The organism is Pantoea sp. MHSD4, assembly GCF_021043305.1.
Classification (GTDB): domain Bacteria; phylum Pseudomonadota; class Gammaproteobacteria; order Enterobacterales; family Enterobacteriaceae; genus Pantoea; species Pantoea eucalypti.
The window spans coordinates 1-15,341 of the sequence record NZ_JAJNDH010000003.1; the positions used below are offsets into that span (position 1 = coordinate 1).

The 15,341-nt window shown below is 56.3% G+C and carries 10 protein-coding genes; 5 read left to right on the forward strand and 5 right to left on the reverse strand.

All coding sequences use genetic code 11. The annotated features are described in order from the left end of the window. Nucleotides 1-157: 157 nt before the first annotated feature. From metA to aceK, 4 genes are all read left to right on the forward strand, one after another. Nucleotides 158-1,087 carry a homoserine O-acetyltransferase MetA gene (metA, locus tag LQK91_RS10535; protein WP_003852776.1) on the forward strand — a complete coding sequence of 310 codons (930 nt, stop codon included), beginning with the start codon at nucleotides 158-160 and terminating at the stop codon, nucleotides 1,085-1,087. A 262-nt stretch (nucleotides 1,088-1,349) separates the two neighbouring features. After that, a complete protein-coding gene (gene aceB / locus LQK91_RS10540; protein ID WP_105099477.1) occupies nucleotides 1,350-2,948 on the forward strand; it encodes a malate synthase A in 1,599 nt (532 codons plus the stop codon). Between the two features lie 17 nt (nucleotides 2,949-2,965). Beyond that, a complete protein-coding gene (gene aceA / locus LQK91_RS10545) occupies nucleotides 2,966-4,267 on the forward strand; it encodes an isocitrate lyase (protein ID WP_003852771.1) in 1,302 nt (433 codons plus the stop codon). 62 nt (nucleotides 4,268-4,329) lie between these two features. Further along, nucleotides 4,330-6,078, forward strand: coding sequence for a bifunctional isocitrate dehydrogenase kinase/phosphatase (aceK, locus tag LQK91_RS10550; RefSeq protein ID WP_105099478.1), 1,749 nt, complete (start codon nucleotides 4,330-4,332; stop codon nucleotides 6,076-6,078). Here aceK and iclR read toward each other — a convergent pair. Beyond that, the gene (iclR, locus tag LQK91_RS10555; RefSeq protein ID WP_003852768.1) at nucleotides 6,053-6,880 is read right to left on the reverse strand and encodes a glyoxylate bypass operon transcriptional repressor IclR; all 828 of its coding nucleotides are present in this window, start codon (nucleotides 6,878-6,880) and stop codon (nucleotides 6,053-6,055) included. The genes aceK and iclR overlap by 26 nt on opposite strands. Before the next feature lie 242 nt (nucleotides 6,881-7,122). Here iclR and metH point away from each other — a divergent pair, with 242 nt between their 5' ends. Next, the gene (metH, locus tag LQK91_RS10560) at nucleotides 7,123-10,758 is read left to right on the forward strand and encodes a methionine synthase (RefSeq protein WP_420372168.1); all 3,636 of its coding nucleotides are present in this window, start codon (nucleotides 7,123-7,125) and stop codon (nucleotides 10,756-10,758) included. Between the two features lie 281 nt (nucleotides 10,759-11,039). Here the strand turns inward: metH and LQK91_RS10565 are convergent, their stop codons facing one another. The 4 genes from LQK91_RS10565 to yjbE all read right to left on the reverse strand — a co-directional run bounded on the left by LQK91_RS10565 (nucleotide 11,040) and on the right by yjbE (nucleotide 14,969). Continuing rightward, nucleotides 11,040-13,130, reverse strand: a complete 2,091-nt coding sequence (locus tag LQK91_RS10565) for a YjbH domain-containing protein (protein ID WP_039660686.1) — start codon at nucleotides 13,128-13,130, stop codon at nucleotides 11,040-11,042. Continuing rightward, on the reverse strand, nucleotides 13,130-13,873 hold the full coding sequence (locus LQK91_RS10570) for a capsule biosynthesis GfcC family protein (RefSeq protein WP_105099479.1): 744 nt from the start codon (nucleotides 13,871-13,873) through the stop codon (nucleotides 13,130-13,132). The genes LQK91_RS10565 and LQK91_RS10570 overlap by 1 nt, the downstream gene beginning before the upstream one ends. Beyond that, nucleotides 13,870-14,517, reverse strand: coding sequence for a YjbF family lipoprotein (locus LQK91_RS10575; protein WP_003852764.1), 648 nt, complete (start codon nucleotides 14,515-14,517; stop codon nucleotides 13,870-13,872). The genes LQK91_RS10570 and LQK91_RS10575 overlap by 4 nt, the downstream gene beginning before the upstream one ends. Before the next feature lie 194 nt (nucleotides 14,518-14,711). Continuing rightward, on the reverse strand, nucleotides 14,712-14,969 hold the full coding sequence (gene yjbE, locus LQK91_RS10580; protein ID WP_008926598.1) for an exopolysaccharide production protein YjbE: 258 nt from the start codon (nucleotides 14,967-14,969) through the stop codon (nucleotides 14,712-14,714). Nucleotides 14,970-15,341 lie beyond the last annotated feature (372 nt).

The following is a 15,341-nucleotide window of genomic DNA, read 5'->3' on the forward strand; positions in this document are numbered from 1 at the left end:
TTATTTTGCGTCTGCGCTATGTCCCTTTAACACTATCCCCCTTTAAGCTGAAACATTTTCATTTTCCGCATGAAACCTCGACATCTCACAACGATCAGGCTAATGTTGGGCATCCAGATGTCTAAACGTTTATATGGTTACGAGAGGTGAGCAGGTTATGCCAATCAGGGTTCCCGACGAATTACCGGCAGTGAATTTTTTGCGTGACGAAAACGTCTTTGTCATGACGTCGTCGCGCGCCAGTGTTCAGGAGATCCGACCGCTTAAAGTGCTCATACTGAATCTGATGCCGAAAAAGATCGAAACAGAGAATCAGTTTCTGCGTCTGCTTTCCAACTCGCCCTTACAGATCGATATTCAGCTGCTGCGCATCGACAGCCGCGAGTCACGCAATACGCCCACTGAGCACCTCAACAACTTCTACTGCAATTTTGAAGATATCCAGCATGACAACTATGACGGCTTAATCGTGACAGGTGCGCCACTGGGGCTGGTCGATTTTAATGATGTTGCTTACTGGCCTCAGATTCAGCGCGTGCTGCACTGGGCAAATGAGCACGTCACCTCAACGCTGTTTGTCTGCTGGGCCGTGCAGGCGGCGCTTAATATTCTGTATGGCATTCCCAAGCAAACCCGGCATAACAAACTGTCCGGCGTCTATGAGCATCAGATATTGCATCCTCATGCGTTACTGACCCGGGGTTTTGATGATAATTTCCTCGCGCCACACTCTCGTTATGCTGATTTTCCTACTCAACTGATCTCGGATTACACCGATCTTGAGCTGTTTGCTGAATCGGAACAGACCGGTGCCTATCTGATGGCGAGTAAAGACAAACGCCTGGTATTTGTTACTGGCCATCCGGAATATGACGCGCTGACGCTGTCTGGTGAGTATCATCGCGATTATGAAGCCGGGGTGAATCCGGAAGTCCCCTATAACTATTTCCCACAGGACAATCCGGCCCTGCCACCGCGCGCGACCTGGCGTAGCCACGGTAATCTGCTGTTCTCTAACTGGCTCAACTACTACGTTTACCAGATCACGCCATTCGATCTGCGTCGCATGAATCCAACGCTGGAGTAGTCCCGCCCGAAGATCAACTGAACCGTGTTAGCCGATGGCAACACGGTTTTTTTTCGCCTGAAAAACAGCAATGAAAGTCGTTCCCTTAATAAATAAAACTTTAAATACATATAAAACATCAGGATAGCTGGTTTAATGTATAAAAATGGAAATAGTTTTTGATTTAGAAAAATAAATGCTTATGCTCTGATCCTGTAGCTCACAAAATAAACACCGTGTGGATCCGCTGCATTCGATCCTTTGAATACAGGAGAACGCCAGCATGACAGACTCAGTGATCAGCCCTGCGCTGAATTTCAGCCAGCCCTTTAGCCATGCCGAACAACAGCTGTTAACGCCCGAAGCGGTTTCTTTTCTGGAAGCGCTGGTCGCACGCTTTGCATCGCAACGCAACGAGCTGTTGTTGGCACGCCAGCAGCGTCAGCAACGCTATGACCAGGGCTATCTGCCAGACTTCGATATGGAAACTGCTTCCATAAGAGAAGGTGCGTGGCGTATTCAATCCATTCCGGCCGACTTAGAAGATCGTCGGGTTGAGATCACCGGCCCACCGGATCGAAAAATGGTCATTAATGCCCTGAACTCAAACGTAAAAGTCTTTATGGCCGACTTTGAGGATTCGCTGTCACCGGAGTGGTCAAAGCTGATGGAAGGGCAGCTCACACTGCGCGAGGCGGTGCAGGGCACGCTGAGTTACACCAGCGACAAAGGCAAAATTTATCAGCTCGGCGCAAACCCAGCGGTGCTGATGTGCCGGGTTCGCGGTCTGCATCTGTCAGAAAAACATGTCAGCTGGCAGGGTGAGGCGATTCCGGGCGGGCTGTTTGATTTCGCGCTCTATTTCTTCCACAACGTCCGGCCTTTACTGGCCAAAGGCAGCGGGCCTTACTTCTATCTGCCGAAAACAGAGAGCTGGCAGGAGATCGCCTGGTGGCGTGAGATCTTCAGTTTCAGCGAGGATCAGTTCGATCTGCCGCGCGGTACGATCAAGGCTACCGTCCTGATTGAAACGTTACCCGCCGTGTTTCAGATGGATGAGATCCTGTGGAATCTGCGCGATCATATTGTGGGCCTCAACTGCGGCCGCTGGGATTACATCTTCAGCTACATCAAAACCCTGAAACAGCATGCGGATCGCGTTCTGCCGGATCGCCAGTCAGTCACCATGTCGCAGCCGTTTCTGGATGCTTACTCACGTCTGCTGATTAAAACCTGTCATCGTCGGGGAGCCTTCGCGATGGGGGGAATGTCAGCCCTGATTCCTGCTAAAGACCCAACACGTAATGCCTGGGTACTGCAGCGCGTGACGGAAGATAAACAGCGTGAGGCGGGCAACGGGCATGACGGTACCTGGATTGCGCATCCGGGCCTGGCAGACACCGCTATGGCGGTCTTCAATGCCGTGCTGGGCGACCGACCCAACCAGTTGCATGTTATGCGGGAAGAGGATGCACCAATCACGGCGGAGCAGTTACTTGCGCCCTGTCAGGGTGAGCGCACCGAAGCGGGGATGCGCGCCAATATCCGCGTCGCGCTGCAATACCTTGAAGCCTGGATCAGCGGTAACGGCTGTGTGCCGATTGACGGGCTGATGGAGGATGCCGCCACCGCTGAGATTGCACGCACCTCAATCTGGCAATGGATTCGTCATCAGCAAATCCTGAACAACGGCCAGCAGGTTACGGCCGAACTGTTTCTGCGCTGGCTGAACGAAGAGCTGCACCTGCTGCAAAACGCGCTGGGCGAAGCCCGGTTCAGCGCCGGTCGCTATGACGACGCGGCACAACTGATGGCGCAGATCACCACCGAACGCGAACTGGTTTCCTTTCTTACCCTGCCAGGCTACCGCCTGATCCCCTGAACAGAGGAGCTATTGCCATGACACGTACTCAACAGATCGATCAACTGGAACAACTCTGGCAGACCGCACGCTGGGAGGGCATTATCCGCCCTTACAGTGCAGCAGAGGTGGTTAATCTGCGCGGCTCGGTTCTGCCTGCCTGTACGCTGGCAGAGCGAGGTGCCGAAAAGTTATGGGCGCTGCTGAACGGCGAGGCGAAGAAAGGTTACATCAACAGCCTGGGTGCGCTCAGTGGCGGGCAGGCACTGCAACAGGCCAAAGCGGGCATTGAAGCGATCTATCTCTCTGGCTGGCAGGTGGCTGCGGATGCCAATGTGGCAGGACAGATGTATCCCGATCAGTCGCTCTACCCGGTGAACTCCGTACCGGAAGTGGTGACCCGCATTAACCAGACGTTTCAGCGTGCCGATCAGATTCAGTGGTCCAGCGGCATTGAAGAGGGCGACAGCCGGCATACTGATTTCTTCCTGCCGATTGTTGCCGATGCTGAAGCCGGTTTTGGCGGCGTGCTCAATGCCTATGAGCTGATGAAGGCGATGATTCAGGCGGGGGCGGCGGCGGTCCACTTCGAAGACCAGCTGGCGGCGGTTAAAAAATGCGGTCACATGGGTGGCAAAGTGCTGGTACCGACCCAGGAAGCGATTCAGAAACTGGTAGCGGCACGACTGGCGGCCGATGTAATGGGTGTGCCAACCGTGCTGCTGGCTCGCACCGACGCCGACGCCGCTGACCTGATTACCTCAGACTGCGATGAATACGATCGTCCCTTTATCCGGGGCGACAGGACGGCAGAAGGCTTCTTCCGCACTCATGCCGGTATTGAACAGGCGATCAGTCGCGGACTGGCCTATGCACCTTATGCTGACATCCTGTGGTGTGAAACCTCAACACCAGATCTGGCGATGGCGCAGCGTTTTGCCGACGCTATTCATGCGCGTTTCCCCGGCAAACTACTGGCCTACAACTGCTCGCCCTCGTTTAACTGGAAAAAGAACCTCGACGACCGCACTATCGCGCAATTTCAGCAGGCGCTCAGCGACATGGGGTATCGCTTCCAGTTCATCACGCTGGCAGGCATCCACAGCATGTGGTTCAACATGTTCGATCTGGCCCATGCCTATGCGCAGGGTGAAGGGATGCGCCACTATGTGGAAAAGGTTCAGCAGCCTGAGTTCGCGGCCCGCGATCGCGGTTATAGCTTCTCGTCACATCAGCAGGAAGTGGGCACCGGCTATTTCGATCAGGTGACCAACATCATTCAGGGCGGTAAATCCTCGGTCACCGCGCTCACCGGCTCGACCGAAGAGCACCAGTTCTGACGCTTTTTCTCTGATGGGTTCCCCGCCCGCACCATGCGGGCGGGCATTGACCGGAGCTGACTATGCCGCCACGCGAATCGCTGATTGCACACACTATCCTGCAGGGATTTGATGCTCAGTATGGACGCTTTCTGGATATTACTGCCGGCGCGCAGCAGCGCTTTGAGCAGGCAGAATGGCAGGCAGTGCAGCATGCCATGAAGGCTCGCATTCATCTCTATGATCATCACGTCAGCCTGGTTGCCGATCAACTGCGCGTGCTGAACGGTGCGGCAAGCTGGGATGCGATGTTCTGGCTGAGGGTTAAAGATCACTATCAAAGCCTGCTACCTGGCTATCCGCGGCACGAAATTGCCGAAAGCTTCTTTAATTCCGTCTATTGCCGGCTACACGGACATGCCGACCTGCAACCTGAACGGCTGTTTATCTTCAGCTCTCAGTCCCTGACCGCGCCGGTCACACCTCTGCGCCCCTTATCACGGCGTTACCAGCCGGAGCGGGGCTGGCGGGCATTGGTAGATCAGATACTGGAGGATCTACCGCTGACGCTACCGTGGCAGCACCGCGCGCGCGATGTGGGCTGGATTGTCCGCCACCTGGAGTCGCATTTTCCCCGGCTGAGCGAGGGCTGGCTCGAGGTCAACAGTGAACTCTTTTATCGCAACAAAACGGCCTGGCTGGTGGCGCGTCTGCATCTGCCAGCGAGTATCTTTCCCTGTCTGCTGCCGATCCAGCGGACGGAAACCGGCGAACTGTGGATCGACACCTGTCTGACGGATGTGAATGACGCCAGCATTGTCTTTGGTTTTGCCCGCGCCTATTTCATGGTGTATGCCCCGGTACCTGCGGCACTGGTCGCCTGGCTGCAACCCATTCTGCCCGCCAAAACGCTGGCCGAACGCTATATGGCGATTGGCTGCCAGAAGCACGGTAAAACAGAAAGCTATCGCGAATATCTTCAGGCGCTGGCAGAGAGTGAAACGGCCTTTGAGATCGCGCCTGGCGTGCGCGGCATGGTGATGCTGGTCTTCACGCTGCCGGGCTTTGACTGGGTATTCAAGGTCATCAGGGATCGCTTCGCACCACAAAAAGAGGTGACGGAAGCACAGGTCCGCGCCTGTTATCAGCAGGTCAAAGAGCACGACCGTGTGGGGCGCATGGCAGATACCCAGGAGTTTGAACAGTTTGCACTGCCGCTGGCGCGCATCTCATCGGCGCTGCTGGCGGAACTCCACGCCTGTGTGGCAGAGAAGCTGTATATCGAAGGCGATCGCCTGATTATTCGTCATCTGTGGCTGGAGCGCCGTATGCAGCCGCTGAATCTCTATCTTGCCCAGGCCAGCCCAGCCGAGCGACGTCATGCCATTGAAGAGTATGGCAATGCCATTCGACAGCTGGCGGCAGCCAATATCTTTCCCGGCGATATGCTGTTTAAAAACTTCGGCATAACCCGTCATGGGCGGGTGATATTTTACGATTACGATGAGATCCGCCCGATGCAGGAGCTGAACTTCCGGGAGGTGCCCGCGGCACGCTATGAGGAAGATGAACTCAGTGCCGAGCCGTGGTACAGCGTGGGGCCAGACGATGTCTTTCCCGAAACCTTCCGCTATGCGTTATGCAGCGAAACCGCGACCGGCGCTTTGCTGCTGGAACTGCATCCGGAAATATTCGACGCCAGCTGGTGGCGTACACAGCAGCAGCGCATCGCGCAGGGCCATGTCGAAGAGGTGATCGCCTGGCGGCAGACGCAGCGTTTCAGCGTCTGCTATACGCCAGAGAGGGTTAGCGACCGCTGTACGCCAGCGTAACCTGACGCGCTTCGCGGATGACCAGCGCACCTAATTCCGTGATCCTGTCGTCTGTCATGCGGGCGATAGGGCCGGAGATGGAGAGGGCAGCAAACGCCTCGCCATGTTCATCATAGATGGGTGCAGCGACACAGCGCAGTCCGAGTGCATGCTCTTCATCATCCAGCGAAAAGCCCGCTTTACGCACCTGTGCCAGATTCTCTTTCAGACTCTGTGGCGACATCAGGGTTTTTGGCGTGTAGTAGTGCAATCCTTTCTGATGCAGCAGGGCAGTAATCTGTTCTTCACCCAGATGGGCCAGAAAGGCTTTGCCTGCACCTGACGCATGCATCGGCAGCTTGCCGCCAATCGGTGCTGACATCCGCATCAGCTGGGTGCACTGCACCTGATCAATGATCACCGCCTGATAGTCACTGAGATCCAGCACCGCCAGATTCACTGTTTCACCGGACTGCTCCATCAGGCTCCGCAACACCGGATGAACCAGCGCCAGCAGATTACGGCTTTGCAGGAAACTGCTGCCAACCACAAAGGCGTGTGCGCCAATCGTCCATAGCCCGAGATCGCCCACCTGGCGGACAAAGCCCTGCTGCTGCATGGTGCTGAGCAGGCGATGCGTGGTGGAGTTAGGCAAACCCGCCTGCTGCGCGAGCTCGGTCAGCGCCACGCTGCCATGTGAATCTGCAATCAGCTCCAGCAGCGTGAGGCCGCGCGTCAGTGATTGAACCTGACCGCCCGCGGGTGCGGCGACAGGGGTGCCGCGGGGTTTCTTACCGCGCTTAACAGGAACGGGCGTGGCCATTGTTGTCTCTCCTTTTGCATTGTGGAAATCATTTTCGTTTTAATCGCGCGGTTTGCAAACGCTGGTTTTCTGGTCAGACCTGTGAGGCGATGATCTGAAAATCTCTCAGGTGAGGTTACTTTGTCGCCAGACAGGGTTGTGCCAGAATGGAAAACAGGGTTTTCCGCCAGCAGACTGACGTGAATGGGGCAACAGTGAGCAATAAAATCGACGCGCTACATCAGCAGCTCGCACAACGCATTATGGTGTTGGATGGTGGCATGGGCACCATGATCCAGAGTTACCGGCTGGAGGAAGAGGATTATCGCGGCAGCCGTTTTGCTGACTGGCCCTGCGATCTCAAAGGCAACAACGATCTGCTGGTGCTGAGTAAACCGGACGTGATCCGCGAGATCCACGACGCTTATCTGGCTGCAGGTGCAGATATCCTCGAAACCAATACCTTTAACGCCACGTCGATTGCGATGGCGGACTACCAGATGGAAAGCCTGTCGGCGGAGATCAATTATGAAGCGGCCCGGCTGGCACGAGCCTGCGCAGATGCGTGGACGGCGAAAACACCGGACCGCCCGCGTTATGTCGCGGGGGTACTCGGCCCGACCAACCGCACCTGCTCGATCTCACCCGACGTCAACGATCCGGCTTACCGAAACGTCACCTTTAATCAGCTGGTAGAGGCATACCGCGAATCAACCCGTGCGCTGGTGGAGGGCGGTTCCGACATCATTATGATCGAAACGGTGTTCGATACGCTGAATGCCAAAGCCGCCATCTATGCAGTGCAGACCGAGATGGAAGCGCTGGGTGTCACGCTGCCGCTGATGATCTCCGGCACCATCACCGATGCGTCAGGCCGGACGCTCTCCGGTCAGACCACGGAAGCCTTTTACAACTCGCTGCGCCATGCCGAACCGCTCTCTTTTGGCCTGAACTGCGCGCTGGGACCGGATGAACTGCGTCAGTATGTGGCGGAGCTGTCACGCATTGCTGAAGGCTACGTGACTGCCCATCCTAACGCCGGTCTGCCCAACGCGTTCGGCGAATACGATCTTGATGCAGAGTTGATGGCGCAGCAGATTGGTGAATGGGCGACCTCGGGTTTCCTGAATATTATTGGCGGCTGTTGTGGTACGACGCCGAAGCATATCGCTGCCATGGTCGCGGCGGTTGAAGGTGTTGCGCCGCGTCCATTGCCGACGATTCCAGTGGCCTGTCGTCTCTCGGGTCTTGAGCCGCTGAACATCACCGCAGAGTCACTGTTTGTTAACGTTGGTGAGCGCACCAACGTCACTGGCTCCGCAAAATTTAAGCGGCTGATCAAAGAAGAGAAGTACAACGAAGCGCTTGAAGTGGCGCTGCAGCAGGTGCAGAGCGGCGCACAGATCATCGACATCAACATGGATGAAGGGATGCTCGATGCTGAAGCAGCGATGGTGCGCTTCCTGAATCTGATTGCAGGCGAGCCCGATATTGCCCGCGTGCCGATCATGATCGACTCCTCCAAATGGGAGGTCATTGAGAAAGGGCTGCAGTGCATTCAGGGCAAAGGGATCGTGAACTCGATTTCGATGAAAGAGGGTGAAGCCGCCTTTATCCACCATGCGCGGCAGGTCCGGCGTTATGGGGCGGCGATGGTAGTCATGGCGTTTGACGAAGTGGGCCAGGCGGATACGCGTGCCCGTAAAATTGAGATCTGCCGCCGTGCTTACCACATCCTCACCGAGCAGGTCGGTTTCCCGCCGGAAGATATTATCTTCGATCCCAACATTTTTGCAGTCGCCACCGGCATCGACGAACACAACAACTACGCCATTGATTTCATCGGTGCCTGTGAAGATATCAAGCGTGAACTGCCCCATGCCATGATCTCCGGCGGCGTCTCCAACGTATCGTTTTCATTCCGGGGCAACGATCCGGTTCGTGAAGCAATACACGCGGTGTTCCTCTACTACGCCATCCGAAACGGCATGGATATGGGCATCGTTAACGCAGGTCAGCTGGCCATCTATGACGATCTGCCGACAGAACTGCGCGAGGCGGTAGAAGATGTGATCCTTAACCGCCGGGATGATGGCACCGAGCGGCTGCTGGCGCTGGCGGAGAAATACCGTGGCGGCAAAAGCGATGGTGCGCAGGAAAAGCAGCTCGCCGAGTGGCGAAGCTGGGACGTGGTGAAACGACTGGAGTATTCGCTGGTTAAGGGGATCACGGAGTTTATCGAGCAGGATACCGAAGAGGCGCGCCAGCAGGTGCCGCGTCCGATAGAAGTGATTGAAGGTCCGCTGATGTCCGGCATGAACGTGGTCGGTGACCTGTTCGGCGAAGGCAAAATGTTCCTGCCGCAGGTGGTGAAATCGGCACGCGTAATGAAGCAGGCGGTGGCTTATCTGGAGCCTTTTATCGAAGCCAGCAAAGAGGCGGGGCGCAGCAACGGTAAAATCGTGCTGGCCACCGTTAAAGGTGACGTACATGACATCGGCAAAAACATTGTCGGCGTGGTGCTGCAGTGTAATAACTACGAAATTGTCGACCTTGGCGTGATGGTGCCGGGCGAAAAAATCCTTAAAACGGCGCGCGAAGTGAATGCGGACATCATTGGCTTATCCGGTCTGATTACGCCGTCGCTGGATGAGATGGTCAATATGGCGAAAGAGATGGAGCGTCAGGGGTTTACCTTACCGCTGCTGATTGGCGGCGCGACCACCTCAAAGGCACATACTGCCGTCAAAATTGAGCAGCACTACAGCGGCCCGACGGTCTACGTGCAGAACGCCTCACGCACTGTTGGCGTCGTTTCATCACTGCTCTCCGCCACCTTAAAAGACGATTTCGTTGCCCGAACGCGCAAAGAGTACGAAACCGTACGCATCCAGCATGCGCGCAAAAAGCCGCGCACGCCGCCGGTCTCGCTGCAGACGGCGCGCGATAACGCCACGTCGATTGACTGGGAAAGCTACTCGCCGCCGGTGCCACACCGTCTCGGTGTCAGCCAGGTGGAGGCCAGCATTGCCACGCTGCGCCACTACATCGACTGGACGCCATTCTTTATGACCTGGTCGCTGGCGGGCAAATATCCCCGCATTCTTGAAGATGAGGTGGTCGGTGAAGAGGCGCAGCGTCTGTTCGCCGATGCCAATGCGATGCTCGACAGATTAAGTGATCAGTCACTGCTGAAACCGCGTGGTGTGGTCGGTATTTTCCCGGCTAACCGGGTCGGCGATGATATTCATCTCTACAGTGATGAGCGGCGCGATGAAGTGTTGTGTGTGAGTCATCACTTACGTCAACAGACCGAGAAAACCGACTTCGCCAACTACTGCCTGGCGGATTTTGTCGCGCCGAAAACCTCCGGAAAAGCGGATTATCTTGGCGCGTTCGCGGTGACAGGCGGACTGGAAGAGGATGCGCTGGCGGAGGCCTATGATCGTCAGCACGACGACTACAACAAGATCATGGTGAAAGCGTTGGCTGACCGTCTGGCGGAAGCCTTCGCCGAATACCTGCACGAGCGGGTGCGTAAGGTGATCTGGGGCTTTGCGCCCAACGAGAATCTCAGCAACGAAGAGCTGATTCGCGAAAATTATCAGGGGATACGTCCGGCGCCAGGCTATCCGGCCTGCCCGGAGCATACCGAAAAAGCCGCTATCTGGCGTCTGCTGGCAGTGGAAGCGCAGACCGGCATGAAACTCACCGAATCTTATGCGATGTGGCCGGGTGCGGCGGTGTCTGGCTGGTATTTCAGCCATCCTGACAGCCGCTATTTTGCCGTGGCGCAGATTCAGCGTGATCAGGTGGAAGATTATGCGGCACGCAAAGGGATGTCGGTTACGGAGGTGGAGCGCTGGCTGGCGCCGAATCTCGGCTACGATGCGGACTAAATAAAAAAAGCGGCCCGAGGTGGTTGATAAAGCCTGGTCCGCACTGCTGTGATACCGGAGCGGCGCAGGAAAGACGGTCAGATCGGAAAGGCGCTAAAGCCAGTCTTTGGCCGCTCGGCCCGCGCAATTACGCACCTCATTCCTGAGGTGCGCCCGTAAACGGACCAACGCGTTGCGTTGTTCAAAAACGCTCCTGGCGTTTTTTGCGTCTTTACGCAGGGCGTTTGCTCCCTGAGCCTGCTTCTGTAAACAGCGTTGAGCGGCCCGAAGGCCGCCTCTGCTTAGTTGAAGCGCGCGTCGCGATCCGACGTCAGATCATACAGCTGGTACTTACGGCCCAGCATCTGACCACCATCACGCGTCAGCGGCACCCAGTTCACCTGCGCGCGACCACGCGTTGGTGTCACGGTGAACAGATCCATCGGGATGGAGATATAGAAGCCTTTGGTGAAGTCGCCTTCGCCATACTCTTCAGACGACACATTAGTTTTGGTAGCATAAACACCGACCATCACGCCGCTGTCGAAGCGCTTCGACACATCAACCGTCACGCCTTTATCTTTCGCCAGATACTGACCGACGCTGGTTTTCACCAGTACATCCTGCATGAACCATGGACGCCAGTAGCCCGTCAGGTTGCCGGTTGCCGCTTTATAGCGGTTAAACTGCATCATATTGTCCCAGTCACGCTGACGAACGTAGTTGGCATCGACGCCCACCGCCCAGTTCGCATCGACCGGACGATAAAGCACCTCGCCACCCACGCCGCCGTACATTGTCTCCAGATAGCCGCCGTAGACCTGACCATAGAAGCCATTACCGAGCTGGCCCATATAGTTCGCCTGCAGATCGTTGACGTAGACATTGTTCTCAACGTAGTCGCGGATATGGGTACGCACGCGCGGCAGGGAAGAGTCCGCCGGTGCGCCGTTGTAGTTGAACTTGTCATAGTTGTTGGCGAGGTTACCAAACAGACTGCCGCCCACCAGCAGGTGGTCCGTCAGCCAGTAATCCGCGCTGGCCATCACGCCGACCTGATACATATAGAAGCTTTCCGGGCCGCCCACCGACTGATTCAGCACCGGCGACAGGCTGTAGTTCAGGCGATCTTTACGGATAAACATCCCCTGCTCAGTGGTACCCGGATCGACCGGTTCTTTGCGTGTCTGTTGCAGCGGCTTCTCATGGCCCAGCGGATAGCCTTCCAGATCGTTACGCAGGCTGGCGACTTTCGTCTCCGTGGTTACCTGCGGCATGTTAAAGCGCGACTCGGTGACATTGATCGTGTCGATGCCGTCAGGCAGGTGGTTCATGATAATGCGGTTAGCGCGATCCACCCCTTCACGGGTATCGCGATACTTCGTCTGCTCGCCTGACACATACAGCGTATGGCCCTGAGTCTGAATACGCGGACCGTCGAGACCGGCGTTGTATTTCAGATCGGTCAGCTGAGAACCCACCACCGTCGTCTCCAGCAGTTTTGGCTGCGGCTGCGGATTGTAGGCCGGCTTCTCGCTGTCGATGTGCGCCTGGCGCAGATCGTTGAAGTTGGTTCGGATGGTGACACCAAACATAAAGGTATTGCCGCGTTCGTAGCTGGCGTTGATGTCGGCCCAGTCGGTCACACGATAGATTGCCCCAACGTTGAGCTTGCTGCGCTGATCAAGGCGGCCAGCAAAGTCATTCTGGTAGTCGTTGCCTTCATATTCCATCTTAAGGCGCAGCGGCTGCCAGGGCGTCTGATACTCCACGCCGCCAAACAGCGCCGTCGGACCATGGAACATCTGCGAGCCATTGATCGAACCCGCTTCGCCCACTTTCGGACGCTGACAATAGCTGTCGCTGTATGAGCAGAAGGGGTTCTTCAGCGTGCCGCTGTTGCCGAGGTAGCCCCAGCCGACGCCCAGCGTAAAGTCGAACGGCCCCCAGGCTTTGGTTCCCACCAAGTATTCGCTGTCGAACAGGCCAGTACCGCCGAGATCGCGGGTTCCCACCGCCACCTCTGGCAGCCAGAAACCTTCCTGCCACAGGCGCAGTTTCAAATCGAAGGCTTTATCTTTGTAGCTCTGTGTGCCGCTGAATTCTGATACCGCACTGTATTGACGGGTCCGCACGTCGGTATAACGCACCGTAGTTTCCAGCCAGGGGAAGAGCTGCAGTGAGGCAGAGTAGTAACGATACTGATCGTTGTCGCGGGCGTTGAGGCTGAATTCACCCTCTCTGGACATGCGCGCCGTCGGCACCTGCATCAGGCCAACACCACCGAAATCGGATTGTGAAGGACCCACCGGCGCGGGGAAAGTGTCAGCCTGCGCCTGACAGGCTGCCGCCACGGAAACAGCCAACAGGCTGAAGAGATAACGTTTTTTCATCAGTCTGGTATCCGGTGAGTCAGTACGGAAAGGATGCGATCGTTCAGGTCTTCATCACTGCCTGGCAGGCTCCATGACGAAAAGCCCAGCCAGATAACGCTGCCTGGCTCCACTTCCGCATGGCGGCGATTCCAGTAAGCAACCGGCACCTGCTGTGTGGCGCCTGAAGGGGCAATCACCGTGACAAAATTGCGTTCTGCCCCGGAGAGTGCGTCATGACCATCCAGATAGTCGCGTACTGATTTACCCGGCTGCCAGCTCACCTTGCCTGCGCCGCTCAGTGCGCCGAGCAGCAGCACTGAATCGGTGGGCGCCTGCAAATAGAGGTCATAGCTGCCTTCCAGCCGACGGTTGTCCGCCGGATGCAGACGAATCCAGTCCGGGTCAAGCGAAGTAAACTGGCGACCTGTCACTTTGATGGCGCTCAGCTGGCGAATCACCTCATCAATGGCCACCGCCCGATCGCCGCTGCTGTCGGCACGCCAGGCCCGTAACGCGCCCAGCGTCTGTTGATATTGCTGCCGGGCGACTGCGGTTGCGCCGCGCTCGGCAATAAAGGTACCGCGCCAGTCCGTGTTGACCTGCAGTGGAGGCAGGGTCACCAGCTGTGAGAGATCAGTGATCTGGCTCAGCTCAGCCTGACCGGCATTGTGCGGTGTATGGACAGTAACCTGCGCAGCAGCCTGCGCCCCTGCGACGCTGAACAGGCTCAGCCCGGCCAGCAAAATAGTGATTTTTTTCATGATTTCGCCGGCTTCAGAATAGTGATATCAACAGGGAAGGCATCGGCCGCCAGCATCTGATGAGCCTGCACCACATCGCCGCTGCTGTTATCGATCCAGAAGGTGTTTTCCCACTCGCGGTTACTGCTGTCGATGCTCACCTGCTCATGCCAGACACGACACGGGATGCGGTTGCCTGCAACCGTCAGCACCTCGTCGGTGCCGCGCTGGAAGGTTGAACGCACGGTCGCGCCGCGAACCTTACCCTGCTCGGTCCACTGCACGATGCGGGTCCAGCCAGCGCCGTTGCTGATATGCAGACTGTCAGCGAGCGGATCCTGTTGCAGATTGCTGACGCTCAGCAGGTTATCGGGTAAGCCCAGAGTTTTAACCAGACGGCCATGCTGTGTTACCAGCATCGCCTGATCCTGAGTGACCCATTTCTGCTGTCCCTGCTCGCTGTAGCCCAGCACCACAAAAATGCGCGGACCGTCATTCAGACGAGCGTAGAGACTGGCATAGGGGAGATTGTTGACCTGTTGATCGGTAACGGTGACGTCATCCGGACCGTTAACCGCGAGCAGCAAAGTCTGTTCAAGACCTTTTTGCGTTTGTGTACAGGCCTGCAGCAGCAGGCAAGCGAGCAGCAGAGGAAGTTGGCGCACTGTGTGTCCCTGATAAGTCATGCCAAAGTAAAAATAACCACACAGGCGTGTGGTTATGTTTAAAGGTGCTCTGCCCGTCCCGTCTGGCTGCAAAGCGGCAGACAATGTGGCTCCGCTGAAATCCTCACCGTAGTCAGTTTTTCAGCCTCGCCGGTTTGTTACCGTTCAGTAATCAGACGCGTTTCGGGCATCCATCAACGAGTGGTGCTCGTCGTGGTTGTGGTTGTTGTACCGGTATTTGCACCGTCACCACCGCCAGAAGCGGCAATGCCGAGCCCGACCAACGCACCAAGTGCGCCGATACCGACAGCGGTAGAAGCACCAGCAGAGATTGCTCCCGCCTGCGCGCCTGCTGCCGTACCTGCTTCACCTGCTTCCTGCGGCGCAGCAAATGCGCTTGAGGAGGCGGCAACGAGGATCAAGGCTGCACCGGCAACCATAGTTTTTTTCATAACAACGTTTCCTGCATTGAGTGAATGAAGGATCTCTGACCAGCGACAATGGCTATGCAGACAGGCTGCGACCAGTGCGACGGACAGTCCCATTGCGGGCGCGTTCATTATAGGGCAACAAAATATCAGAGTTCAGTGCTATAAAAACCAGGTCAAATGGCGGGATGATTGCGTGATTTAATCAGTAATATTGGGGATAACTGCTTTTTATATCGGAGTATTTCCGGTTGATACCCTATATTTCGCTGCTGCTAAGGGGAATGCAAAGCGTAATGTTCTTTTTTATTTATAAATGGTACGGAATAAGAATAATCAGAATTTACTCAGAAGGTCTTAAATTAAATATGGCTATGAATCAATAGTTAACCTCGT

Coding starts and splice junctions, on each gene's coding strand:
- metA (WP_003852776.1), top strand. CDS start 158: ATGCCAATCAGGGTTCCCGACGAATTACCGGCAGTGAATTTTTTGCGT.
- aceB (WP_105099477.1), top strand. CDS start 1,350: ATGACAGACTCAGTGATCAGCCCTGCGCTGAATTTCAGCCAGCCCTTT.
- aceA (WP_003852771.1), top strand. CDS start 2,966: ATGACACGTACTCAACAGATCGATCAACTGGAACAACTCTGGCAGACC.
- aceK (WP_105099478.1), top strand. CDS start 4,330: ATGCCGCCACGCGAATCGCTGATTGCACACACTATCCTGCAGGGATTT.
- iclR (WP_003852768.1), bottom strand. CDS start 6,880: ATGGCCACGCCCGTTCCTGTTAAGCGCGGTAAGAAACCCCGCGGCACC.
- metH (WP_420372168.1), top strand. CDS start 7,123: ATGGTGTTGGATGGTGGCATGGGCACCATGATCCAGAGTTACCGGCTG.
- LQK91_RS10565 (WP_039660686.1), bottom strand. CDS start 13,130: ATGAAAAAACGTTATCTCTTCAGCCTGTTGGCTGTTTCCGTGGCGGCA.
- LQK91_RS10570 (WP_105099479.1), bottom strand. CDS start 13,873: ATGAAAAAAATCACTATTTTGCTGGCCGGGCTGAGCCTGTTCAGCGTC.
- yjbE (WP_008926598.1), bottom strand. CDS start 14,969: ATGAAAAAAACTATGGTTGCCGGTGCAGCCTTGATCCTCGTTGCCGCC.